The sequence below is a fragment of the Allobranchiibius huperziae genome, from assembly GCF_013410455.1.
Lineage (GTDB): Bacteria > Actinomycetota > Actinomycetes > Actinomycetales > Dermatophilaceae > Allobranchiibius > Allobranchiibius huperziae.
Genome location: NZ_JACCFW010000001.1, coordinates 2,025,110 through 2,048,660, shown reverse-complemented (window position 1 = coordinate 2,048,660; position 23,551 = coordinate 2,025,110). Strand labels below are relative to the sequence as shown.

The 23,551-nt window shown below is 67.0% G+C and carries 25 protein-coding genes and 4 tRNA genes; 23 read left to right on the top strand and 6 right to left on the bottom strand.

Annotation, left to right across the window (positions count from 1 at the left end; genetic code table 11):
• From HNR15_RS18230 to HNR15_RS09675, 3 genes are all read left to right on the top strand, one after another.
• A complete protein-coding gene (locus HNR15_RS18230; RefSeq protein ID WP_343048487.1) occupies positions 1–1,089 on the top strand; it encodes an ATP-dependent DNA ligase in 1,089 nt (362 codons plus the stop codon).
• Between the two features lie 165 nt (positions 1,090–1,254).
• On the top strand, positions 1,255–2,433 hold the full coding sequence (locus tag HNR15_RS18815) for an alpha/beta fold hydrolase (protein ID WP_179481251.1): 1,179 nt from the start codon (positions 1,255–1,257) through the stop codon (positions 2,431–2,433).
• 97 nt (positions 2,434–2,530) lie between these two features.
• Positions 2,531–2,941 (top strand): hypothetical protein, encoded by a 411-nt coding sequence (locus HNR15_RS09675; RefSeq protein WP_179481249.1) that lies wholly within the window; start codon positions 2,531–2,533, stop codon positions 2,939–2,941.
• Between the two features lie 68 nt (positions 2,942–3,009).
• On the opposite strand, the gene HNR15_RS09670 is transcribed toward HNR15_RS09675, so the two are convergent.
• A complete protein-coding gene (locus HNR15_RS09670; RefSeq protein ID WP_179481247.1) occupies positions 3,010–3,714 on the bottom strand; it encodes a dihydrofolate reductase family protein in 705 nt (234 codons plus the stop codon).
• On the opposite strand from HNR15_RS09670, the gene HNR15_RS09665 reads away from it, so the two are divergent.
• A complete protein-coding gene (locus HNR15_RS09665; protein ID WP_179481245.1) occupies positions 3,713–4,576 on the top strand; it encodes a PPK2 family polyphosphate kinase in 864 nt (287 codons plus the stop codon). The genes HNR15_RS09670 and HNR15_RS09665 overlap by 2 nt on opposite strands.
• Positions 4,577–4,723: 147 nt before the next feature.
• On the opposite strand, the gene glgX is transcribed toward HNR15_RS09665, so the two are convergent.
• Entirely contained in the window at positions 4,724–6,847 is a 2,124-nt protein-coding gene (gene glgX / locus HNR15_RS09660) for a glycogen debranching protein GlgX (RefSeq protein ID WP_179481243.1), read from the bottom strand.
• A gap of 84 nt (positions 6,848–6,931) precedes the next feature.
• Between glgX and HNR15_RS09655 the strand changes: the two genes are divergently transcribed.
• The 3 genes from HNR15_RS09655 to HNR15_RS09645 all read left to right on the top strand — a co-directional run bounded on the left by HNR15_RS09655 (position 6,932) and on the right by HNR15_RS09645 (position 8,455).
• Entirely contained in the window at positions 6,932–8,053 is a 1,122-nt protein-coding gene (locus HNR15_RS09655) for a YihY/virulence factor BrkB family protein (protein ID WP_343048486.1), read from the top strand.
• 209 nt (positions 8,054–8,262) lie between these two features.
• A tRNA-Gly gene (locus tag HNR15_RS09650) sits at positions 8,263–8,335 on the top strand.
• Between the two features lie 46 nt (positions 8,336–8,381).
• Positions 8,382–8,455, top strand: a tRNA-Cys gene (locus tag HNR15_RS09645).
• Between the two features lie 7 nt (positions 8,456–8,462).
• Here the strand turns inward: HNR15_RS09645 and HNR15_RS09640 are convergent.
• Complete coding sequence (locus HNR15_RS09640) at positions 8,463–8,849, bottom strand: VOC family protein (protein WP_179481239.1); 387 nt, start codon at positions 8,847–8,849, stop codon at positions 8,463–8,465.
• A 106-nt stretch (positions 8,850–8,955) separates the two neighbouring features.
• Here HNR15_RS09640 and HNR15_RS09635 point away from each other — a divergent pair, with 106 nt between their 5' ends.
• The 5 genes from HNR15_RS09635 (at position 8,956) to HNR15_RS09615 (ending at position 10,963) form a co-directional block, all read left to right on the top strand.
• Complete coding sequence (locus HNR15_RS09635; RefSeq protein WP_179481237.1) at positions 8,956–9,798, top strand: patatin-like phospholipase family protein; 843 nt, start codon at positions 8,956–8,958, stop codon at positions 9,796–9,798.
• A gap of 130 nt (positions 9,799–9,928) precedes the next feature.
• Positions 9,929–10,004: transfer RNA gene (locus HNR15_RS09630), tRNA-Gly, on the top strand.
• Positions 10,005–10,015: 11 nt separating this feature from the next.
• Positions 10,016–10,087, top strand: a tRNA-Val gene (locus HNR15_RS09625).
• 365 nt (positions 10,088–10,452) lie between these two features.
• Positions 10,453–10,725: a TMEM175 family protein gene (locus HNR15_RS09620; RefSeq protein ID WP_179481235.1), complete on the top strand. Its 273-nt coding sequence runs from the start codon at positions 10,453–10,455 to the stop codon at positions 10,723–10,725.
• A gap of 10 nt (positions 10,726–10,735) precedes the next feature.
• The gene (locus HNR15_RS09615) at positions 10,736–10,963 is read left to right on the top strand and encodes a hypothetical protein (RefSeq protein WP_179481233.1); all 228 of its coding nucleotides are present in this window, start codon (positions 10,736–10,738) and stop codon (positions 10,961–10,963) included.
• A 139-nt stretch (positions 10,964–11,102) separates the two neighbouring features.
• On the opposite strand, the gene HNR15_RS09610 is transcribed toward HNR15_RS09615, so the two are convergent.
• Together HNR15_RS09610 and HNR15_RS09605 are read right to left on the bottom strand one after the other, a co-directional pair.
• Positions 11,103–11,825, bottom strand: coding sequence for a GAF and ANTAR domain-containing protein (locus HNR15_RS09610; protein WP_179481231.1), 723 nt, complete (start codon positions 11,823–11,825; stop codon positions 11,103–11,105).
• A gap of 51 nt (positions 11,826–11,876) precedes the next feature.
• The gene (locus HNR15_RS09605) at positions 11,877–12,710 is read right to left on the bottom strand and encodes a GAF domain-containing protein (RefSeq protein WP_179481228.1); all 834 of its coding nucleotides are present in this window, start codon (positions 12,708–12,710) and stop codon (positions 11,877–11,879) included.
• A 191-nt stretch (positions 12,711–12,901) separates the two neighbouring features.
• Here HNR15_RS09605 and HNR15_RS09600 point away from each other — a divergent pair, with 191 nt between their 5' ends.
• The 3 genes from HNR15_RS09600 (at position 12,902) to HNR15_RS09590 (ending at position 14,519) form a co-directional block, all read left to right on the top strand.
• On the top strand, positions 12,902–13,153 hold the full coding sequence (locus HNR15_RS09600) for a sigma-70 family RNA polymerase sigma factor (protein ID WP_179481226.1): 252 nt from the start codon (positions 12,902–12,904) through the stop codon (positions 13,151–13,153).
• Positions 13,153–14,028 (top strand): sigma-70 family RNA polymerase sigma factor, encoded by an 876-nt coding sequence (locus tag HNR15_RS09595; protein WP_246306201.1) that lies wholly within the window; start codon positions 13,153–13,155, stop codon positions 14,026–14,028. Before HNR15_RS09600 ends, HNR15_RS09595 begins: the two co-directional genes overlap by 1 nt.
• A 185-nt stretch (positions 14,029–14,213) precedes the next feature.
• Positions 14,214–14,519, top strand: coding sequence for a hypothetical protein (locus tag HNR15_RS09590; RefSeq protein WP_179481222.1), 306 nt, complete (start codon positions 14,214–14,216; stop codon positions 14,517–14,519).
• 140 nt (positions 14,520–14,659) lie between these two features.
• Here HNR15_RS09590 and HNR15_RS09585 read toward each other — a convergent pair whose 3' ends face one another.
• Positions 14,660–15,481, bottom strand: a complete 822-nt coding sequence (locus HNR15_RS09585; protein WP_179481220.1) for a TetR/AcrR family transcriptional regulator — start codon at positions 15,479–15,481, stop codon at positions 14,660–14,662.
• A 213-nt stretch (positions 15,482–15,694) separates the two neighbouring features.
• Between HNR15_RS09585 and HNR15_RS09580 the strand changes: the two genes are divergently transcribed.
• From HNR15_RS09580 to HNR15_RS09545, 8 genes are all read left to right on the top strand, one after another.
• Positions 15,695–16,363 carry a hypothetical protein gene (locus tag HNR15_RS09580; protein WP_179481218.1) on the top strand — a complete coding sequence of 223 codons (669 nt, stop codon included), beginning with the start codon at positions 15,695–15,697 and terminating at the stop codon, positions 16,361–16,363.
• Entirely contained in the window at positions 16,356–16,826 is a 471-nt protein-coding gene (locus HNR15_RS09575; protein ID WP_343048485.1) for a phage holin family protein, read from the top strand. The genes HNR15_RS09580 and HNR15_RS09575 overlap by 8 nt, the downstream gene beginning before the upstream one ends.
• Positions 16,819–17,475: a DUF3618 domain-containing protein gene (locus HNR15_RS09570; RefSeq protein ID WP_179481216.1), complete on the top strand. Its 657-nt coding sequence runs from the start codon at positions 16,819–16,821 to the stop codon at positions 17,473–17,475. The genes HNR15_RS09575 and HNR15_RS09570 overlap by 8 nt, the downstream gene beginning before the upstream one ends.
• 148 nt (positions 17,476–17,623) lie before the next feature.
• Positions 17,624–18,544, top strand: a complete 921-nt coding sequence (locus HNR15_RS09565; protein ID WP_246305907.1) for a YihY/virulence factor BrkB family protein — start codon at positions 17,624–17,626, stop codon at positions 18,542–18,544.
• A 122-nt stretch (positions 18,545–18,666) separates the two neighbouring features.
• Positions 18,667–19,554, top strand: coding sequence for a DUF2382 domain-containing protein (locus HNR15_RS09560; protein WP_179481212.1), 888 nt, complete (start codon positions 18,667–18,669; stop codon positions 19,552–19,554).
• A 116-nt stretch (positions 19,555–19,670) separates the two neighbouring features.
• A complete protein-coding gene (locus HNR15_RS09555; RefSeq protein ID WP_179481210.1) occupies positions 19,671–20,417 on the top strand; it encodes a hypothetical protein in 747 nt (248 codons plus the stop codon).
• A gap of 1,326 nt (positions 20,418–21,743) precedes the next feature.
• On the top strand, positions 21,744–22,880 hold the full coding sequence (locus HNR15_RS09550) for a glutathione-independent formaldehyde dehydrogenase (protein ID WP_246305906.1): 1,137 nt from the start codon (positions 21,744–21,746) through the stop codon (positions 22,878–22,880).
• 266 nt (positions 22,881–23,146) lie between these two features.
• On the top strand, positions 23,147–23,419 hold the full coding sequence (locus tag HNR15_RS09545) for a DUF7218 family protein (protein ID WP_179481208.1): 273 nt from the start codon (positions 23,147–23,149) through the stop codon (positions 23,417–23,419).
• The last annotated feature ends 132 nt before the right edge of the window (positions 23,420–23,551 follow it).

The window sequence follows — 23,551 nt, the reverse complement described above, 5'->3', positions numbered from 1 at the left end:
GTGCGACTTCCCGTGAACCCACCCGTCAAGCCGATGCTGGCCAAGTCGGTGCCCGGCATCCCGGACGGCGCGTCGTACGAACCGAAGTGGGACGGGTTCCGCTCGCTGGTCTTCCGGGACGGCGACGAGGTCGAGCTCGGCAGCCGCAACGAGCGGCCGATGACGCGGTACTTCCCGGAGCTGGTGGCAGCGGTGCTGAAGGAGTTGCCGGAGCGCTGCGTGGTCGACGGCGAGATCGTGATCGCGACCGACCACGGCCTGGACTTCGAGGCGCTGCAGCAGCGCATCCATCCGGCGGTGTCGCGAGTGACGATGTTGAGCGAGAAGACGCCGGCGTCGTTCGTGGCGTTCGACCTGCTGGCGCTGGGTGACGAGGACCTGAGCGGCCGCCCCTTCGAGGATCGCCGGGCGATGCTCGTCGAGGCGCTGTCCGGTGCCGGGCCGTCGGTGCACGTCACGCCGGCGACGACCGATCCGAAGGTCGCGCAGCGCTGGTTCACCGAGTTCGAGGGCGCCGGGCTGGACGGGGTCGTCGCGAAGCCGCTGGACGGCACGTATCAGCAGGACAAGCGGGTGATGTTCAAGATCAAGCACACGCGGACCGCCGACTGCGTGCTCGCCGGATATCGCTGGCACAAGACCTCGACGCAGGAGAAGCCGCTCATCGGTTCGCTGCTGCTCGGGTTGTACGAGGACGGTCGCCTGCAGAACGTCGGCGTCGTCGGAGCGTTCACAGCGAAACGGCGTGCGGAGCTGGTCGAGGAGTTGGAACCCCTGCTGCTCGGCGACGGGGAGGACCACCCTTGGCAGGAGTGGTCCAGCCCCGCCGCGCACGAGGGTCAGCGGCTGCCGGGCAACGTGAGCCGCTGGAACGCGACGAAAGATCTGTCGTTCGTCCCCCTGCGTCCCGAGCGGGTGCTCGAGGTGAAGTACGAGCACATGGAGGGCACACGCTTCCGGCATCTCGCGCACTTCATCCGCTGGCGGGATGACCGCACGCCGGAGTCGTGCACCTACGAGCAGCTCGAGGAGCCGGTCAACTTCCGCCTCACCGACATCGTGCCGGGGCTCGGGGTGGCAGCGGACTGACCCGCACTGCGTTTCAGCTCCGCCGTCCGCCCGGGCTCTGCGGGCCGCTCCCCACCCTGACGGCGTTCGCGTCGGTTGACGGTCTTTGAACACCGTCAACGAACGTGAACGCCGTCAGGGTCATGCCGCGCCCTGCCGGCCGGTCCGACCTGACACGATGACGCCGTGAGCCACGTCATCCGAAGGACAGCGACCGCCGGAGCCGTGGGGGTCACCGTCGCCGGAGCCTCACTCGTCGGGCTCGGCGGCTACTTCGTCCGCCAGATCCTGACACCTGCCAAGACGGTGGCCGAGGACGAGACGGTGCTTGCCGTCGACGCCGACACCGTCACCCTCCGACGCACGCCGGCGTCGGCGTCACCGGGGCGCTACAGCCTGTATTGGCAGTCGTTCTCAGGCCATGCGCGGATCGGGGAGATCCTCCACGAGGACGACGAATCGGTCACTCGCGAGGTGCTGGCGGTCGACTTCGGACGGCTGACCCCCGGCCCGGCCCGGTTCAGCAGCTACTTCTACCCCGCGCCGTCGGTAGAGGACGGCACGAAGCTGCAGGAGATGACGTACGACGGCCCGCTGGGCACCATGCCCGGGTGGGTGAGCGAGCCGGCGCAGCCGCAGGACGACGTGTGGGCGGTCCTCGTGCACGGTCGCGGGGCGTTCCGCGCCGAGGCGCTGCGCGCCGTACCCCTGCTGCACGACCTCGGTCTCGCGATCCTGGTGCCCGGCTACCGCAACGACGTCGACACCCCGCCCAACGCCGACGGTCGCTACCACCTGGGACTGTCCGAATGGCGCGACATCGAAGCTTCGCTCGCGTACGCCGTCGAGCGCGGCGCGCAGCGCATCGTGCTCTTCGGGTGGTCGATGGGCGGCGCGATCGTGCTGCAGCTGCTGGACCACTCGGCGTACGCCGACAAAGTGGTCGGGGTCGTCCTCGACGCCCCGGTGGTGAGCTGGCGGCAGGTCATCGACTCCCATGCGGCCGCGCACCGGCTGCCGCTCGCGCTCAGCCATGCCGCCCAGCGCCTCGTCGGTCAGTCGTGGAGCAAGTCGTTCGGTGGGGTCAGCATGCCGCTGTCGATCCCGCACACCGACTGGATCGCGCGGGCCGACGAACTGAGGGTGCCGACCCTGCTGATCCACTCCGTGGACGACGACTTCGTGCCCTACGAGCCCTCGCGCGACCTGGCCGAGGCCCGACCCGACGTCATCCAGCTCGAGACCTGGCACACCGCGCTGCACTGTCGGGAGTGGAACGTCGACCCGCAGCGGTGGCGCTCCGTGGTCGAGACCTTCGTGCGGACGCGGGTGGCCGAGTCCGGGCGAGGCGCCGACGACGAATAGCGCGGCTGCTCTTGACGGTCGACCCGGGCCGGGGTCTCGCGTCTGTGAGTAGAGTCGGTTCATCTCGCATGACCCCGAGCACCAGGAGTGAAGCCACGTGAAGGTCAACCCGTTCTCCGCCGGCCCCGCCGCAGCACTCGCCCTCGGTGTTCTGCTGCCGAGCGCGCTCCCCAAGCGGCGGCTGCTGTCCGTGGCGCTGGTCGGCGGCGCCTACGCCGCGACGATCGTGCAGGACCCGTCGAGCCCCCGTGCGTTCACGGTCTCGACCAAGGGGCTGCCGATCCCGCCCGCGCAGGAGCAGCTCGCCAAGATCGCTCTGCCCAGCCTGATCGTCGGCCTCGCGTCGGTGCCGGTCATCGGTCTCGCGCGGCTCCTGCCGCTCGGCCGGGTGCCCGCCGCGCTCGCCCTCGGTGGCGCCTACGTCGCCGCGGAGTCCTACCTGGCCGACAAGGGCCAGCAGGCGGTCGCCAAGGTCGACCTCAGCAACGAACCGGAGTCGATCGGCTGATCGTCCCCAACTGACACACGTTGCCCGCGGCCATCGGCCGCGGGCTTCGTCGTGTGTACGGCGACGCGTCACCCTGCGCTCCCGACCCCCCAGCGGGCGATGAGCGTGGAGTCCTGCTCCACCAGCGACAGCAGTTGCAGGTCGGATCGGTGAGTGGGGCCGGACAGCGTGCGGATCGCGGTGCCGGACAGCGTCATCGGCGTCGTCGTCGTGCAGATCTCATCGACGAGCCCGTGCTCGAGCATCGAGCTCGCCAGGTGCGGACCGCCTTCGCAGAGCACCCGTGTCATCCGGCCCCGTCGGAACCGGGCGAGCACCTCCTCGAGCGCGCCCGCCACGGAGTAGACGGCTCCGCGCTCCGGCGTCGTGGGCTGCGCCAGCAGCTGAGTGGACGTCAGCACGGCAAGGTCCGGGTGGGGTGCGGGGCCGGTGCGGAAGGACGCCAGGTGTTCCGGGGTGGTCAGCGCCGAATACTGCTCTGCTGCATACGTTCCGCGCCCGATGAGGACGACGTCCGCCCAGGCGCGCAGCACGTCGAAGACCCGTCGGTCGGCGGGGGAGCCGATCGACCCGGACAGGCCGTCCGGACCGGCAGCGGCGCCGTCGACGGTGGAGACCATGTTGAGCCGCACGTGCGTCCGCGGCTCGTCCTGGGCGGGTTCCGTGGAGTAGAGCCGCACCAGCTCGGCATCGCTAAGCTCGGCGGAAGGGCTTGGAATGAGTTGGCGCACTGTGCCATCCAAGCAACCGGGAGCGATCAGGGAGACCCGCATGGGTAAGAAGGCAGCCGCCAAGGACCTCGCGACGACGTTGGAGAAGGCGCTGCGGGTGCACCAGGGGTTCGTCCTGGCCGACCGTGCGCCTGCATCGACACCGGGCTTCACGAAGGGAAAGAAGACCGCGGTCGCGGCACAGGAAACCACGGCGGCCGAGCTCGACGACCTCCAGGAGCGGATGTACGCCGAGAGCACCCAGGGCGGCCGGCGCAACGTGCTGCTGGTCGTGCAGGGGATGGACACGTCCGGCAAGGGCGGCATCATGCGGCACGTCGTCGGGTCCCTCGACCCGCAGGGCGTCACGCACCACGCGTTCAAGAAGCCGACGCGCGAGGAGCTGAGTCACCCCTTCCTGTGGCGCGTGCGCAACGCGCTCCCGCCGGCGGGCAGCGTGGGTGTCTTCGACCGGTCCCACTACGAGGACGTCCTGGTGGCACGGGTGCACAACCTCGTGCCGCCCGCGACGATCAGTCGTCGATACGGGCAGATCGACGGCTTCGAGCAGACCCTCGTCGACAACGGCACCACCGTGATCAAGGTGATGCTGCACGTCTCGCGCGAGGAGCAGGGTGAGCGTCTCGCCGGGCGACTCGACCGGGTCGACAAGCAGTGGAAGTTCAACCCGAACGATGTCGACGAGCGCGGCTTCTGGCCGGCGTACCAGGAGGCCTACCAGCTCGTCATGGACAAGACCTCGACCGACGCCGCGCCGTGGTACGTCGTGCCGGCGGACCACAAGTGGTACGCGCGCCTCGCGGTGCACCACCTGCTGCTGCACCACCTGCGGGCGATGGACCCCCAGTGGCCGGCGCCGTCGTACGACGTGTCGGAGCAGAAGGCGCGGCTCGCGTCCAGCTGATCAGCCCCCGACTCTCGTTCGCAGGTCAGCCGGTGCAGGAAAATGACCGCACCGCCTATAACCCACCCGGTCAGTGTCAGCCGGCGCAGGAAAGTGGCCGCACCGCCGATAACCCAACCGGCGCGCCTGCGCCGTCCTCGGCCGAAATCAGCCGAGCGGGCTCTGTAGGACGAGCATCGAGCGCGCCGGGAGCGCGATCGTCTCGCCCGGTGAATAGGTGGTCGTCTGCGCGGCGTCCTCCGCGCTGACCGGTGAGGTACGCAGCGCGACCGACCACGACGCGTCCGGCACGTCCTTCGGCACGACGAAGTCGACGTCCTCGTAGTGGGCGTTGAAGAGCATCAGGAAGTGGTCGTCCGTGACATCGCGCCCGACGGTGTCGGGGGTGCGGATCTCGGCGCCGTTCAGGAAGACCATCAGCGTGCGGGCGTAGCCGTTCGTCCAGTCCTCCTCGCCCATCGGCGAACCACCGGGGGAGTACCAGATGATGTCGCCGATGTCGCTGGCGCCGCCTCGGGTCGCGGCACCTTGGAAGAACCGGCGTCGGTGGAACGTCGGGTGGGCCGTCCGCAGGGCGATCGCCTGCTGGGTGAAATCGAGCAACGACTGGTCGTAGTCGTCCAACTCCCAGTCGACCCAGGCGATCTCGTTGTCCTGGCAGTAGACGTTGTTGTTGCCGCCCTGGGTGCGTCCGAGCTCGTCCCCGTGCGCGACCATCGGCACGCCCTGGCTGAGCAGCAGGGTCGCGATGAAGTTGCGCTCCTGCTGCTGGCGCAGTGCGTTGATGTCCGGATCGTCGGTCGGACCCTCGACGCCGCAGTTCCACGAGCTGTTGTTGCTCTCGCCGTCCTTGTTGCCCTCGCCGTTGGCCTCGTTGTGCTTCTCGTTGTAGGACACCAGGTCCCGCAGCGTGAAGCCGTCGTGGGCGACCACGAAGTTGATCGACGCGATCGGACGACGCCCGGAGTGCTCATACAGATCGCTGGAACCGGTGAGGCGAGAAGCGAATTCGCCGAGGGTCGCGCCGTCGCCGCGCCAGAAGTCGCGCACGGTGTCGCGGTACTTGCCGTTCCATTCCGTCCACAGCGGGGGGAAGTTGCCGACCTGGTAGCCGCCGTCGCCGAGGTCCCAGGGCTCGGCGATGAGCTTGACCTGGGAGATGACCGGGTCCTGCTGGATGATGTCGAAGAACGCCGACAGGCGGTCGACCTCGTGGAACTGGCGGGCGAGCGTCGCGGCGAGGTCGAAGCGGAACCCGTCGACGTGCATCTCCTGCACCCAGTAGCGCAGCGAGTCCATGATCAGCTGCAGTACGTGCGGGTGGCGCATCAGCAGGCTGTTGCCGGTGCCCGTGGTGTCGTAGTAGTGCTCCTTCGCGTCGTCGACCAGGCGGTAGTACGCCGAGTTGTCGATGCCGCGGAAGCAGATGGTGGGGCCGAGCTCGTTGCCCTCGGCGGTGTGGTTGTAGACGACGTCGAGGATGACCTCGATGTCCGCGTCGTGCAGCGCCTTCACCATCGTCTTGAACTCGGTGACCTGCTGGCCGTCGGTGCCCGCTGCGGCGTACGCGTTGTGCGGCGCCAGGAAGCCGATGGTGTTGTAACCCCAGTAGTTGGACAACCCCTGGTCGGTCAGCGTGGTGTCCTGGATGAACTGGTGCACCGGCAGCAGCTCCACGGCGGTCACGCCGAGCTCCTTGAGGTGCTCGATGATCGCGGGGTGCGCGACGGCCGCGTACGTGCCGCGGATCTCCTCGGGCACGTCCGGGTGGGTCATCGTGAGGCCCTTGACGTGCATCTCGTAGAAGACGCTGTTGTGGTACTCGTGCTGCGGCGGGCGGTCGTGGCCCCAGTCGAAGAACGGGTTGATGACGACCGAGGTCATGGTGTGACCCAGGGAGTCGTCGTCGTTGAACTTCTTGGGGTCCTTGAACCGGTAGGAGAAGAGCGACTCGTGGCCGTCGATCTGGCCGTCGATCGCCTTCGCGTACGGGTCGAGGAGCAGCTTGGCGGGGTTGCAACGGTGCCCCTGCGCGGGGTCGAACGGCCCCTCGACGCGGTAGCCGTAGCGCTGGCCGGGCTGCACGCCCTGGATGTAGCCGTGCCAGACGTGTCCGTCGACCTCGGTCAGGGCGTAGCGGGTCTCTTCGTTGCCCTCGCCGATCAGGCAGAGGGTCACCCCCGTGGCGACCTCGGAGAAGAGCGCGAAGTTGACTCCGCTGCCGTCGAAGGTCGCGCCGAGGGGATATGGGCGGCCGGGCCAAATGTCCATCGGACCATCATGGTGCATGGAGTTGGGGCTCCTGACAGCTACCGTGGCTGTCGTGACCAATCGCACGCAGGCCCACTGCACCCCGTGAGCCTGGACAGATCGGCCCTCCGCGAGAAGCTCGGGCGGGTGCCCGGGCTGGTTTCGTTCGTACGGCTCGTGCTCGGCACCGTGCGCATCTGCATGCGCTACCGCGTGACCGGACTGGCCGCCGAAGCAGGCTTCTTCGCCCTCCTCTCCTTTCCGCCACTGCTCTACGGGCTGCTGGGTCTGGTGGGGTATGTCGGCAACTGGCTCGGCGCCGGCGTGCGGCAGGACGTGACCAACAGCATCGTGCGGTACGCCGCGCGCTTCCTGACCGAGGACAGCCTGCAGGAGGTGCTCGTCCCGACGCTGCGACAGGCCCTGAACGGCGGACGGCCGGACGTCGTATCGGTCGGTTTCGTGCTCTCCCTGTGGTCAGGATCACGTGCCCTGAACGTGCTGCTCGACACGATCTCGATCATGTACGGGCAGGGCGGGCGTCGCGGGATCGTGCGCACCCGCGTGCTCAGCCTGTCGCTCTACTTCGTGACGCTGGTCTTCGGCGCACTGGTCGTGCCGCTCATCGTGGTGGGCCCGGGACTGCTCGAGCAGCGACTGCCGGCGAAGTTCCTCTTCCTGATGAACTTCTACTGGCCCCTTGTCGGGGGTCTGACGATCCTGGGCTTCGCGACGCTTTACTACATCGCCACGCCGCGACGTACGCCGTGGGTACGCGCGCTGCCGGGGGCCACGCTGACGCTTGCGATCTGGGTGGTCACCTCGATGGCGTTGCGCTGGTTCCTCGGCGCGTCGATCAACGGCGTGAGCATCTACGGGCCGCTGGCGGCCACCATCGTGGTGCTCATCTGGCTGTACTTCCTCGGGATCGGGGTGTTGATCGGCGCCGCGTTCAACGCCGCCGCCTCCCGCATCTGGCCGATGCGCGAGGTGCAGACCGTGCGCGACCGGGCCCGCGGCTGGATGGACGCACGGTCGCGCGACGACGAGCAGCCGGTCGCCGCGCGGCTGCCGGGCCGGCGCGCCGCGTGGATCCGCGCCCGCCGGGAGACGCCCGTGGAGCAGCCCCCGCCCGGGATACCGACGGTGACCGCGCCCGCGCCCAAGCCCGCACCGGCGGCCGCCGTCGAGGAAGACGCGCGGGCCTCGCAGCCTTCCCGCTCCTAGCGGCGCGCTCCCTGCCTGCTGTGCTCCGGTTGTCCGCGGTTTCGTGGCGCCCGCGGCCCGAATCTGCGGACAATCGCTGGGCCGACCGGTCGCTCATCCCGCGACTCGGCGTACGGCGCTACGGGTTTGGAGCAGCGCGGTTGGACTCGCTGTGGGCGATCGGATAACCTCGCGGAGCGTTCGACGGCCCTTTCCGTCGACGTGTAGATGCGGACATAGCTCAGTTGGTAGAGCGCAACCTTGCCAAGGTTGAGGTCGCCGGTTCGAGCCCGGTTGTCCGCTCTGCTCCGGGACCGGTCGGCGCCCTCGGGCGCACCGGCCCGGACGTGGTGGCGTGGCCGAGAGGCGAGGCAACGGCCTGCAAAGCCGTCTACACGGGTTCAAATCCCGTCGCCACCTCCATCACGTCCTACGCCGGGGGCTCAGGGCTGCGGCTGGAGATCTCCTGCAGCGCCCACGAATTCCCGTCCGGGTCCGAGAAGTAGGCGTACTTCACCCCTCCCATGTCCTGCACATCGGAGATGTCGACCTCCCGACTGCGCAGCTCCTCGCGCGCCGAGGCGATGTCGTCGACGACCAGGTGCAGGCCGTTGACCCGACCCGCATCCGGATCGCTGATCCCGACGCCGACGACCACCGAGCACGCCGACCCCGGGGGAGTCAGCTGCACGATGCGCATCCCGTTGCCCGGCTCGATGTCGTGGTCGAGCACGAAACCCACCCGGTCGACGTAGAACGCCTTGCTGCGGTCGACGTCCGTGACGGGCAGCGGGACGAGCTCGAGGCGCATGTCCATGGGTGGGGTCTCCTGAGTGTCGCTGGGTGGGTGGGTCGCGCCCAGCATGCCCGGTGTCACCGACAACTGGCAGGGTTCGGGGCATGACCCGCGGACGGGAACGACGATGAGAGCCCTGGTCCTGGCCGGCGGAGGGGTCGCCGGCATCGCGTGGGAGCTCGGGGTGCTCCTCGGGCTGCGCGACGGCGCGCCCGATCTGCTGCCCGCTCTGGTGGACGCCGACGTCGTCGTCGGGACGTCCGCCGGCGCCGCCGTGGGCGCTCAGATCACGTCCGGTGTCGATCTCGAGGAGCTCTACGCCGCGCAGTTGGATCCTGCGAGCGCCGAGATCGAGGTGGACCTGGACGCCGAGGCGTTGGCCGCGTCGTACGAGGCAGCGGCTCGTGGCGCGACCTCCGCGGTCGATGCGCGTCGCCGGTTCGGTGAGCTGGCGCTCGCCGCCCGCACGGTGTCCGAGGCCGACCGGCGTACGGCGATCGAGGCCAGGTTGCCCTCGCTCGACTGGCCCGACCGCCGGCTGCTCATCACGGCCATCGACACCGCGACCGGCGAGTTGGAGATCTTCACGCCGCAAGGGCTTACGAGCCTGACCGACGCCGTGGCCGCGAGCTGCGCGGTGCCCGGCGTATGGCCGCCCGTGACGATCGGCGGGCGCCTCTACATGGACGGGGGGATGCGCTCGGGCACGAACGTCGATTTGGCGGCAGGCTGCGACCGGATCCTGGTGCTGTCGCCGACACTGCCCGGTGCGCCATCGCTGCTCGGCGATCTGGACGCCGACGTGGTCCCGCCGGCGGACGCTCAGGTGCTCGTCGTACCGGCCAACGTGCGCTCGATGGCAGCGTTCGGGCGCAACCCGCTGTCCCCGGCGACCCGTGCTCCGTCCGCCGAGGCGGGCCGTGCGGTGGGCCGGGCCAGAGCCGCTCGGGTAGCGGAGTTCTGGGCCTGAGCGGTCGCCGTACGACGGACGCGATCGCGCCAGGAACGCGCCGTGATCGGTGCCGTTTTGGGTGCCGGGCACCACCTCGGCTACAGTTCCCCTCGTTGTTCACCCGGGCGTACGCCGGGGAGTGCAGCAGGCGGACATAGCTCAGTTGGTAGAGCGCAACCTTGCCAAGGTTGAGGTCGCCGGTTCGAGCCCGGTTGTCCGCTCCACCCATGATTTTGGGCGATTGGCGCAGCGGTAGCGCGCTTCCCTGACACGGAAGAGGTCACTGGTTCGATCCCAGTATCGCCCACGAGTACGAAACGTCCCCTGACCTGCGGAAACGCCAGGTCAGGGGACGTAGTTTTTGCGGTTCGTGTCGGATTGCAGGGCCCGTCTGTGACCTCAAGCCGTCAGCTCGCGAGGCACTACCAACGTCATCGCTGCCTCACGAAGTTGCGCGAGCCGGGCCGCCGGCCGTGTTGGGTTCTCGGTGACCGAGCACGCAGGGGTTTGAGGCCCTTCAGGTCCACCCCGTTGCAGGGTTCTGACCTGCGAATATGCAGTCCGACTGGCACACGTGCCACGCTTCGCCTAATTGACGTTCGATTTGACCTCCGGCCAGACAGCCTCGTGCTGTCGTCCTGCCGCAGACCGGGTGCGAACGCCTCCTCGCTAATGCGTTCAGCTGACGGGCAGCTGCAGCACAACGCCTTCGCGCTCCTGGCAGCAGGCGTCAGCTTCGTGGCGCTGTTCGCCCTGTGGCGGGGGCACCACCGCCTGTTCCTTCAGGCCCACGGTTACACCGACGCGGTGATGTGGATCAATTCACTGTGGTTAGCGTGCATCACGTTCCTACCCATCGCCACCGTCCTCAACATCTCCTCCGGCGGCCAGGACCGGGTCAGTTCAGGGATCTACGTCGCGGTTGTCACCATCCGCCATTGGTAGCGCCGAGGTGATGGGGTGGCAGCCGCGGCGGCATCGGCTGACGCCGACCGATCCAGAAGACGCGGACGGCCGAGCGGAGATCCTGTCCCGGGCTCTGCTTCCGGCGCTGTCGCTGGTCGCGTTCGTCGTGGTGCTGTGCGCGCCACGGATGTATCTGTGGCCGATGGTCCTGCTGCTGGCGGAACGACCGCTACGTCGGGTGTTGGCCGCGGCGGGCCACCCAAGCGCACCTGACTGATGGCTGGTTCGTGCCGGGTCCACGTCGGGGAGCGTGGTGATCTGGTGGGAGTTGTGGGCTGCGGATGTGCGTCGGCCATTGGTCAGGTTGAGATACCGAGCGTCGCTCGCGGTAGCCATACCGTTCTGATGTGCGCGTCTTAGGTCGCGGTCAGTGTTGCTTGGTCCAGGGTCCCGTCGATGACCGCGATGGCGATCTGAGACAAGGGTTGGCCGGTGCGGCGGGCGTAGGTGCGCATCACGCTGAATGCCTGAGGCAGCGGGAGGTTGTGGCGTTCGGCAAGGATGCCTTTGGCTTGTTCGATGACGACACGGCTGTTCAGGGCGCCTTGCAGCTGTTCGGCCAGGATGTGTTGTTCGCGAACCGCGCGTTCTTGCAGCAGGCCGATGGTGGCCATGTCGGCTAGCCCGCGTGCCAGGTCCAAGTCGCTGTCGGATAGTTGCCCGGCGCGGACCATGAACAGATTCATCGCGCCGATGGTTTGGTCGCGCAGCCGTAGCGGCACCGCGTGGACCGAGGTGAAGTTTCCGGCGCGCACGGCAGCACCAAAGGACGGCCAGCGCTGCTCGGCGGTGTCCTGATCGACGTTGGTGATCGCGTGTCCGTGGCGGTAGGCGTCCACACAGGGGCCATCGTCCCCTTGCAGCTCGAACAGCTCCAGGGTGCGCATCTCCTCCGACGAGGCCGCGATCAACTGCAGCTGCCCTCGCTGATCGGCCAGCATCAGACCCGCGGCGTCTGCATCTAGTACCTCGACGCTGGTAGAGGCCAAGGTGTGCAGAAAGTCGACGACGTCGAACTCGTCAACGAGGGTGTCGGCGAGCTCGACGAAGATCTGGATCAGGCGTTGCTGGGTGACCATGGTGAGTCGCTTCCGTACTGGGTGGGGCATTGGGAAGGTGTGGGGTGCCTGCTAGTCATGATCCTCCGTGGGGGGTGTGAACCGTAATGTCCGGGCGATCACGTCACGGGCCACGGCCAGGATGTCCCTGTCCTCGGTGAAGGCGCGGGCACGCAATAGCAACAGGGCTTCGGCGAGCCCGACGGCGGCCTGGACCGAGATCATGCCGGTGGCCTGGTGCACCTCGGGGCGGGAATGGCCCGGCAGAGCCAGGGCCGGGTGCAGGGCACCGGCCGGCATTTGACCCTGCAGGTGCAACATCAGCTTGGTGGCGGCATCGCTGAACGACCAGGCCTCGGTCAACGCATTCGAGGACAGGTGCCCCGGGCGGTCGCAGTACAACGTCAACACTCCCAGTCGTATCGCGCCGACCTGCAACGGAAACGCGAAGACCGCTTCGACCCCAACGATCAGCGCTGGCTGCCCCAACCCAGGCCATCGCGCCATCGCGGTGGCCCTGAAATGCGGTTCAAGGACTGGACGGTGATGGCGGGAAGCATCCACGCTAGGTCCATCCCCGAGAGCGAACTGCAGCTCTTCGAGCGCACCAGCTGTATCGTTGCTGGCTGCGATCAGCCCCTCAGGACCTTGCGCACTCATCAGTGCCATGGCGACACCGGTCACCGGCAACGCCGCCGCACACGCCTGGCACAGAACCTGGGGCAAGGTTTCATCAGCGGCATCGGTGGCCTGTACCTGCTGGAGGATCTGTTGCGCCCTGTCCACGTCACCCCACTTCTTTCGACCAGGGATCATCCGTTCTGGTGAATCCGACGCCAGGTCCGGGGCGACCGCGACCTCAATCACCGTAGCGCAGCCCGACCCGCTCAGCTCGTCGTCCAGCACGCCCTGCCGTCCCCCGCTATCGCTGTTGAGAGATGCTTGACACCACCCCCCGGCGGAGCAATATTGAACCTGGCCGCCGCAGGTGGCTGTGCACCCCGGACCCGGTGCGACTTCTTTTCAATGAGGAAGCATTGGGGCGGGGTTTTACTTATGCGCGCTGCTGTCCTGATCGTGAGCGGAGGGCGCTGCTCATGATCACCGATTCCCCTACCGGGGCCGCGTTCGGTAAGCCCGACGCCGATAAACCTGGCACCGGCGCCCCACACCCCCTTTCCGGGTCTGATCAGCAGCTGCTGACATTGCGCTTCGTCCACGGCTTGAGGCCCGCGGAGATCGCTCAAGCCCTGGGGATGTCCCAAGCAAGGGTCGCGCAGCGGCTGGCCGCCCTGGCTGACCGTGCGCAAACCGGTACCGGCAGCAGCGACGATTCTCACTCGTCGTGATGAATGTGACCGCACGAGTCCACCCGCGCCCGTGGGTTGCCGAAAAGACCCCGCCAGCTGCGGTGTCGGCCACCGAGGATCACGACGCTGAGCAGCAGACAAGCGGCAAGGAACGCGAAGCACGCACGGTGGCGTTGCTGATCCGGGCCGGCCGCGTCGACGATCCCGGTATCGCTAGCCAGTTGCGTGGCGAGGCGGTCGCTTTGAACCTGAGACTGGTCCGTGGGGTCGCCCGGCGCTATGCCGGCCGCGGGGTGGAGCTGGAAGATCTGCAGCAGGTCGCCGGGATGGCGTTGGTGCTGGCCGCCCGCCGCTTCGAGCCGGAACAGGGACGAGGGTTCGGCGCATTCGCGCAGGTGACCATGCACGGTGAGCTCAAACGACACCTGCGCGATCATGCGTGGGCAGTTCGACCACCGCGGGCCTTGCACGACACATACCTGCAAATCGTCCGCATTGGTGATGATCTGGCCCAGTCGCTGCAGGCTGTGCCCAGCACGGGGCAAATTGCCCAAGCCTTGGGCGTGACCTCGCAGCAAGTACGAGAAGCCCAGAACGTCAGCGGGTCCTATGCCGCCGCATCCTTGGACGCCTGGCCCGGTGGCGACGACATTCCGTGGGGTGAGCCGGTGAACGTCGGCCGGGTGCGCAGCGTCGATGCCCAGCTCGCAGGTCTGGACCTACGCCAGAGCATCCGGCTGCTCCCACCACGGGAGCAACTGATGCTGCACCTGCGATTCGCCGAGGACCTGACCCAACAGCAGATCGGTGTGCGCCTGGGAATCAGCCAGATGCAGGTCTCCCGTCAGCTGTCCTCGGTCATTGCCCGGTTGCGCGCCACTCTGACCAATGACACCGCTGAAGCGGCGTCCTGACTGACCACGCCGCCCAGTGCATGCCGAGCCTGCGCCATCTCACGGAAAGTGACCCTCATGCCAGCAATGACCTTGATCTCCCGCTACCGCGCACGACGTATCTTCGGATACCGCGCACGACGTGTCTTCGGCAATCCGGTAGCCCCACGCTCGAGGGTTCGAGCTACCCAGCCGGCGGGGTCGCGATGAGCATGAAGATTTACCGCAGTGAAGGTCGCGAAGCCGGCCCGTGGGTGCGCATTGATCTCGTGCCTCGCAGGGGGCCCGACGCAATGCGCGTCTGGTTGATGCGCGCCTTGCACATCTACCAGCTGAGCCCGATCCCGACGCGTCAGGTACCTCCGCAACTGCGGCCCACAACTACGCGCTGGGCCGCCACCCGCGGGCTGACGACTGACCACCGGCACGTGCTGATCATCACCGACGATCAACGCGAAGAAGAGCCGCAACGACCGACCAGGCCACGCGAGCAGCGGTCCTCCGCCGGCTGAACAACCCGGGCAAGATCTGTTGCCCGGCGATTCGACCGTGGACCTGACGTGCGAGTGAGCCCACGTTAGAGTGCGCATCCTGCGGTGACGCGCGGAACCTATCGTGTGAGAATCCCAGGCCTTGTGAGCAATCCGGGTCGTCAAACGTGGTCCATTTTGTTGGCAATGCGACCGAACAGGATGTCGAGTCCGGCCCCGAATTCTTGCTCGAAATGGTCCTCGGTGAGACCGGCGCGCAGTCGATGGATCACGGGATAGTCGCTGGGTTTGACGCCGAGTAGTTCGCTGGTGGTCTCAGCGTTGGCCAGTGCTTTTCGTTTGGCGGTGGTGCGGGTGGGGCTGATGGAACCGGGGACGGGGTCTGCCGGGTCCACTGGATCGTGGGCTCCGGTGTCGTCGCCAGCCTGAAAGGAGCCATCGCCGGGTTTGGGGTCGTCGATGACCATGGCGCTGGTCTCTAGGAGAAGGTGTCCCAGCAGGAAACTGTTGAAGGACCGGTAGGTGAACAGCACCTGTTCGTCGTTGAACCCGGCCTGAGAAAGGTTGGCTAACATGGTCTCGATCCAGCGCAGCGAACGCAGGGGCGGATTGATCCACGGAGCGCTGGGGGGGCGGGTGGCCACCAGGGGGAAGGCGTGAGGGTGGGCTCGGGCGTACCGACGCACACCCCATGCGAGGTCGGTCAGGTAGGACTGCCACCCGTCATCGCCGACGTCTTGCTGAATGGTCGGGTCATCGTCCAGTTCGCCGACAATATGGTCCACGACCGCGTCGAAGAGATCTTCTCGGTTGGCAACGTAGCGGTAGAGCGCCATCACTTGTACACCCAGTTGGCGGGCGACAGTGCGCATCGAGGCCGCGGCAATCCCCTGCTCGTCGATGAGGTCCACCGTGGCGGAGACGATCTGATCCAGACTCAGCCGCCGCCTACTTTCAGCGCGTTGCGCCTCTAGCTCGCGCATCCCGTCACCTGGCCTTCACGTCTTGGCTGTACGACTCGAATCGACCCCCTGTCGAGCCACTCGAAACCCACCGTGGGGTGTTGTGCACTCTAGGTGAATCTGCTGCGAAGCGGCCTGTTCGGACGCGGTTGTATACGCCGTACGCATATTGCGTCTACGGTGTAGACGGCTCGACGGGCCACAGCTTGCGGCCGGCCTACAGGGGCGACCGATGTGAAGCAACAGGGTGCGACGCACCAGGAGGCAACGATGAATAGTCCAACGAACGAGTCATTCTCGCGGCGAGCAGAGCGCCCAGCGGGCGATGGCTCGCAGGAGTCCACGGCAGGGCAGGCCAAGGACGCGGCCGCCGATGTCGCCAGCCACGGCCAACAGGCCGCAGCCGACGTGGCCCGCACCGGCCAGCAGGCCGCCGCTCAGGTCGCGGGTGAAGCCAAAGAACGGGCTAGCGACTTGCTGGGTCAGACCCGCACCCAGCTGCGCGAGCAGGCAGAGACCCAGCGCACCACCGCGGTGCAGGCTCTGCAGGATCTGGGTCGGCAGTTGTCGGCCATGACAGACAACGCGTCGTCAAACGACGCTCAAGGTGCCGCCATCGACGCGGTGACCACGGCCCGTGACCGGGTGAGTGCCGCTACGGAGTGGCTCGAGCGGCGCGACACCGATCAGGTGCTGAATGACGTCAGGAAGTTTGGTCGGCAGCGCCCCGGTGCGTTTCTGCTGTCTGCTGCATTGGCCGGGGTGGCAGCCGGCCGCCTCACCCGCGGGGTCGTTGCTCAGCACATAGACACGAACACGGACTCCGATGACGATCAGTCCACCGTCACACCGGCTCCTTCGGAGACCGGTGTGACGTCTGAGGGGCGGGCCGGCCGTGAGTGACCTGCGCGAAGAGGTCGGCGGTTTACGCGACGACGTGACCGACCTGGGCAGCCAACTGCCGCCCAGCACCGATGAGAAGGCCGCGGTCCGCGACTTCATGTCCGACGTCACGCGGGACCTCAAAGCGTTGATGAGCCAGGAGGTCGAGCTCGCGAAGGCCGAGATCGGTGCCGAGGCAGGCAAGGCCGGCAAGGGCGCCGGCATGTTGGGCGGCGCGGGCTTCGCGGCGCTGATGGCGGTCATCTTCGCCTCGACCGCAGCGTGGTGGGGCTTGGGTCACCTCGTGGGGATTGCCTGGGCCGCGCTGATTGTGGCCCTGGTGTGGGCCGTGATCGCCGCGGTGCTGTTCATCGTGGGCCGCGGTGTCCTGCGATCCATCAGCCTCACCCCGCAACGCACCATCGATTCCATCAAGCGCATCCCCAGTGCGATCAAGCCACGCCAAGGAGACCAGCATGAGTGACCCCGACCAGCTCGCAGCCGACACCCGCCGTACCCAGGACGCCCTGTCCCAGGACGTGACCCGGTTGACCAACCGGGTCAACCCACAGCAGTTCGTGGGTACCCGCCGCGAGAAGGTCTCCCGCGGCCTGAGCTCGATCAAGGATCGGGTGATGGGCGTGGGCACCAGTGCCGCGCAGGCCGCGAAGGAGACGGCGCAGTCGGCCGCTGACTCCGCGCAGAACGCGGGCGGGTCCGCACAGGGCGCAGCCGGCTCCGCGCCGGACGCGGTCCGCGACCGGGCGTCGGGCAACCCCATCGCCGCAGGCGTGATCGCGTTCGGCGCCGGCTGGTTGCTTTCCTCGCTCCTACCCGCCAGCGATACCGAGCAGAAGGCCGCCGCCACGGTCGAAGACCGCGCCAGCGGGCTCACTGATTCGGTGAAGCAGTCCGCACAGGACGTGGCCTCCAACCTCAAACAGCCAGCACGTGATGCCGCCCAATCGGTGCAGCAAACCGCGACCGAGGCAGCGAACCGGACTGCCGAGCACGCCAAGAGCGCGACCTCCGACGTGAAGGAACACGCCCAAGACGCCTCCCAAGACGTCACGGACAACGGGTCAGGCCAAGGCAGAGGCTCAGGCTCTATCGGCGGGCACTATGCCGGCTGACGCGGTCGCCCAGCCGGGCCAACCTGAGCGAGGCCGACAGAACTTTGACGCGGGCCGCGGCGGTAGCGCCGCCGACAGTGCCGATCACGCCCCGGACCGGCCCACCGACCTGCCCAAAGCCGGGTGGTTCGCGATCCTGCGGCGATCGATGAAACAGTTCAAACACGACAACGTCACCGACTACGCCGCCGCGTTGACCTACTTCGGGATCCTGGCCATCTTCCCGGCCATGCTGGCATTGGTGTCAGTGCTGGGACTGCTCGGAAAACACCAGACCGACTCACTGCTGTCCAACATCTCCTCGATTGCCCCCAGTGGGGTCACGAGTGTCTTGAAGTCCATCATCACCCAGGTGCAGGGCAAGGCCGGCGCCGCCGGTATCGCGCTGATCGTGAGCCTGGCGCTGGCGTTGTGGTCGGCCTCGGGGTACGTCTCAGCGTTCATGCGCGCTTCCAACGCGATCTACAACGTCGACGAAGGCCGACCCATCTGGAAGACCGCACCGGTGCGTCTGCTGGTGACGCTGGTGCTGGTGGTTTTGCTGGCCGCCAGTGCGGTGATGGTCATCGCCACCGGTCCGGTGGCCTCTCAACTGGGCAAGGTCTTCGGCGTCGGCCACTCCGCGGTGCTCGTGTGGGAGATCGCCAAATGGCCGGTGCTGGTGATCGTGGTCAGCCTGATGTTCTCGCTGCTGTACAAAGCGTGCCCGAATGTCAAACAACCCGGTCTGCGGTGGATCAGCCTCGGCGGCGTCATCGCCGTCGTGATCTGGATCATCGCCTCAGCGTTGTTCGCGCTCTACGTCTCCTTCTCCGGGTCCTACAACAAGACCTACGGCTCGTTCGCGACCGTGATCGTGTTCCTGGTCTGGTTGTGGATCAGCAACATCTGCGTGCTGCTGGGCGCGGAGTTCAACGCCGAGACTCAACGCGAACGGGCGATCCGCGCCGGCTTCCCGCACGACGTGGAGCCCTTCGCGGAGCTGCGCGACACCCGCAAGCTGGATGAGCCTCAGCAACGCGAGGCCGAGGAAGCAGCCCGGATCAGGGAACGAACCACCGACCAGTAGAACCGGCGCGACCTGTTCTTACTGCTTCAACTCCGACCCCTAGTAGGCGGATCGGGAACCCACGGATGCCGGCCCAGTCCGGTGATCCGACCGCACCACCATCTCTATGTGAGGGACTACACATGATTTCCACAGAGCAGATCCAGACCATCTCCGGCGGCAACGCCGTCGACTCCGAAGGCGCCAAGATCGGATCAATCGGGCAGATCTACCTGGACGACCAGTCCGGTCAGCCCGAGTGGGTCACCGTCAAGACCGGTCTGTTCGGCACCTCAGAGACGTTCATCCCCGTCCGGGACGCCGAAGTCGACGGCAACGACCTGCGGCTGCCGTACAGCAAGGACAAGGTCAAGGACGCCCCCCGGGTCAGCGATGCCGACGAGCACCTCGACGTCGAGCAGGAGCAGAAGCTGTACGAGTACTACGGCCTCGCCTATGGCACATCGTCTACGGGCGGCAACGGACACGACGACGTGGTCGGCGGCCGGGGAACGGTGCAGGACGGCGTCCAGGACAGCGACCATGAGCACGAGCGCGAGCGCGAGCACGACGACCGTCGCGACCGCGCTGGTGAGCCCGGTGTCGTGGGTCGGGACTCCTCCGGTCCCACGACTGACGACGCCATGACCCGCTCGGAGGAGCGGTTGAATGTGGGCACCGAGAAGGTGGAGACCGGACGCGCGCGTCTGCGCAAGTACGTGGTCACCGAGAATGTGACCACCACGGTCCCCGTCAGCCACGAAGAGGTCCGCGTCGTCCGTGAACCGATCACCGAGGCCAACCGCGGTGACGCCCTGTCTGGTGGCGACCTGACCGAGGAGGAGCACGAGGTGACGCTGCATGCCGAGCAGCCCGTCGTGCAGAAGGAGACCGTCCCGGTGGAGCGCGTGAAGCTTGACACCGAGACCGTCTCCGGTGAGCAGGAAGTCACCGAGCAGGTCCGCAAGGAGCAGATCGAGACTGACACCGGCGAGGGCAACGAACCCCGCCGAGACATCAACAACCGTTGAGGTCCCACCACGCCGCGCTTCCTGAAATGGAGGGGCGGCGTGGTCTTGCTCCACCCCAGGCCACGGGTCACGTGTGCGCTGGCCTACCAACGCACAATCCCAAAGAGAGATGACCCATGGCCAACGACCGCGGCGGCGCCCACACCTTCGACTCCAACGCACAAGGATCAGCTGACTCAACCAATCCTCGTACTACACGGGGCCAGTGGCCGGCCGATGACCAGGACACGCATCAGGGCCGAGGCAGTGATGAGCGCGACCATCGAGATCATCGCCGACCTCGAAACATCGACCACGAGTCGATCACCACAGCGCAGAAGGAGGAGCACGGCGGCATCAAGATCGGGTCAGCCTTCTTCGGCTGGCTGACCGCGACCGGTATGGCGGTACTGCTGACCGCGCTGCTGGCCGCCATCGGCGCAGGCGTCGGGCTGGCAAACAAGACCGACGTCACCAAGGCCACCAACGCCGCCAGCAACAACTCCACCACGGTGGGCATCGTGGGCGCGATCGCGCTGCTGGTCATCGTGCTCGTCGCGTACTACTGCGGTGGTTACGTCGCGGGTCGGATGGCCCGGTTCAACGGAATCCGCCAGGGCATCGCGGTCTGGGTGTGGGCCCTGGTCATTGCGATCGTGCTCGCCATCGTCGCGGCCGTGGCCGGTGACAAGTACAACGTCCTGTCCAAGCTGAACGCTTTCCCGCGGATCCCGGTCAAGGAGGGCACCCTCACGACCACCGGCGTCATCGCCCTGATCGCGGTTGCGGTCGCCAGCCTCGTCGGAGCGATCCTCGGCGGCCTGGCCGGAATGCACTACCACCGCAAGATCGACAAGACCTCAGTACAGGCCTACCGCAACTGACCCATGCCCTCCCTTCGTGCTCACCAAGCACGGTCCAGGCACAAGCGCCACCCTTCCCATGGGTGGCGCTTGTGCCTGGCCCTAGGCTGCACCGTCCTCATCACCGGCTGCGCCGCCACCACCGGACCCGGCCCCACAACCGACGAAGACGGCCACCCGCTGTCTTCCGTGCTCCCTGCCGGCCCGAACACTCCCACCGTCTCAATGACCGGCACCTGCTCATAGGAGCCACGGATGGCTGCAGGGTGCCCGCGTTGAGAGTGCCGAGCCGTCGCCAAGGCCGCACGGGCCCACGGCTCGAAGGGGGACCTTACGATTTCGGGACCTAAGGATTTCCGAAGTGCCCGTGGCGACAACTGCCATCCGCCATTGCAGGATCCAAAGGCACGAATCCTCAGCCACCATCCCGACGGCCCGGCGCGCAGCTTGAAAACAGCACGTCTTAGGGCAACGGGCGCTGTGGCTACGCCAGGTGCATCGTGGCGCGCCTTCGCCGTGCGCGGCCACGTGCTTGGTACTCGGTGAAACTAATCACTCCTGCAACTCGGTCGCACAGGTCAACGACCTCCTCCACGTCGAGCTGCTCCAGGTCGACACCGCTCAGAGCCGCGCGAACCCGGGCCTGATGGACTGGCGAAAGTCGCGCGATGCAATCCTCCCGCGTCGTGCGATGGTTGGTCGGCGTCGAAGTAGTGCTGGAGTATTGACTCATGGGTTGGCCCTCGGCTCGCGGTGATGTCAACGAGGCCAGGGTCTGGGGCCAAGCGAATAGGCGGCTATCGCAACGTCCGTCGACTCGTGCACATAGCTTGCGCCGAGGATGACCCCCTGCGCAATAGCCGTTGCGGGCGTCGACGACCTACCACGGAGATTGGGAACGGCGCCACACCTCGAGCAGCCGCGTCCATCCCCGTTGAGCGCATCGACCGGCAAGAGACGGCCTTGCGGAAGATCTGCGCACACCACCACCCGTTCACGCTTGGGTCCCATCAACGGGGCTATGGGTGCGACGACTGGTGCCGGCCGGCCCCGCCTATAGGGCCACCGAGATCACTGATCGCTCGTTTGCGGCGGACCGATCAGCCACCTCACTGGTTAGGCCTCAGGCAGCTGGTTGCCCGGCGCCGGTACAAGGGGCCACTCCCAGGACCATCACCAGGTTCACGAGGAAGCTCTGAGGTAGGTGGGGTGACCACGATGAGGGCCAGCACCAAGACGCTGTAAAGGGTACAAATGAAGGGGGCCGCTACCTCGGCGTGACGGCCGCCGAGCAACCCAGTCAGTCCACAACCTGCAACGTGGAACCCCCTTCACAGCAAAGGACGCATGATGCGCGCATTGGTCTACCACGGCCCGAAGAACGTCTCGGTCGACGAAGTCCCCGACGCGAAGATCGAGAAGCCGACGGATGCTCTGATCAAGATCACCACCACCAACATTTGTGGCAGCGACCTGCACATGTACGAAGGCCGTACCGACGTGGAGGAGGGCAAGGTCCTCGGTCACGAGAACATGGGTGAGGTCATCGAGGTCGGCGACGGGGTCGACCGGGTGAAAGTCGGTGACATGGTCTGTCTGCCGTTCAACATCGGCTGCGGGTTCTGTAAGAACTGCGAGGCGGGCCGGACCGGTTTCTGCCTGACCGCCAACCCCGGAAACGCCGGGGCTGCGTACGGGTACGCCGACATGGGCCCCTACAACGGGGGACAGGCGGAGTTGCTGCGGGTGCCGTACGCGGACTGGAACGCCTTGGTCCTGCCCGAGGACGCGCGGGAGAAGGAGAAGGACTACGTCATGTTGTCCGACATCCTGCCGACGGGGTATCACGGCACTGAGCTCGCGCAGGTCGGGATCGGGGAGTCCGTGGTGATCTGGGGCGCCGGCCCGGTGGGGCTCATGGCGGCGATGTCGGCCCGGTTGCGCGGCGCGGACCAGGTGTTCGTGGTCGACCGCCAGTCCGACCGGTTGAAGCTGGCGGAGCAACTGGACGCCACCCCCATTGACGACAGCAAGGGTGACGCTGTGCAGCAAATCCTGGATGCGACCCGTGGTGAGGGCGCTGACAAGGGCGTGGAGGCCGTGGGCTACCAGGCGCATGACCACGAAGGGCAGGAGCGACCGGGTCTGACGATCAACAGCCTGATCCAGGCCGTGCGACCCACCGGGCGCATTGGGGTTGTTGGCGTTTTCGTGCCCGAGGACCCCGAGGCCGAAGATGACCTCGCCAAGGAGGGCAAGTTCGGGTTCGATTTCGGCACGTTCTTCTTCAAGGGCCAGGCCATGGGCACCGGGCAGTGCAACACCAAGCAGTACAACCGCCAGCTGCGCAACCTGATCCACCGCGGCAAGCTGAACCCGGGCCTGATCGTGTCCCACGAACTGAACCTGGACCAGGCCGCCGAGGGCTACAAGAACTTCGACGACCGACTCGATGGGTGGACCAAGGTGCTCCTGCACCCCTGAGCGCAACGCCGGCACGTGCCTGACGTGCGCAACCCGCACGTCAGGCAGGCGTCGGGCGACCGGAGGCAGCACCGCGTGGGCCCTGTGCTGGAGGCTGCGCTGAGCGCGTGCTGCACGTGGTGCGCCGTACCGGCCGGCGCGTGCCCGTGCCGCAGGATTTTTGGCTCGAGCTGACACGTGCGGCGGTAAATTGGGCGAGGCCGCTGCGGATGCCCTCGGCCGGCGCGGGCGGGATGACGTCAACTAGGTGATGGGGATGAGACATCGTGACTCCACGCGAAGATCCTGGCCCTTCGGTCAAGGATGACGAGCTGTACGAAAAGCTGCGCGATGAGGGAAACAGCAAGGAGAAGTCAGCGCGCATCGCCAACGCTGCTGCAAACTCCTCCCGTTCGAGTGTTGGCCGCAAGGGCGGCAGGCATCCTTCCTACGACGAACGGACTAAGCAGCAACTCTTGGACCGCGCCCGGGACATTGGGGTGGAGGGCCGCTCCACAATGACCAAAGACGAGCTGATCAACGCGTTGCGCGAGCGTTGAGGAGCGGCGCGCGAAACCAGGACGCAACTGGGCGACCCTCGTTGGCTTCGTGCTGAATCGGACTTCTCAGCGCCGGTTGGTGCGCCTCGAGGCGGGGGAGCGGGGTCAGGTGTGTGGCTGCGGTGCCATCCG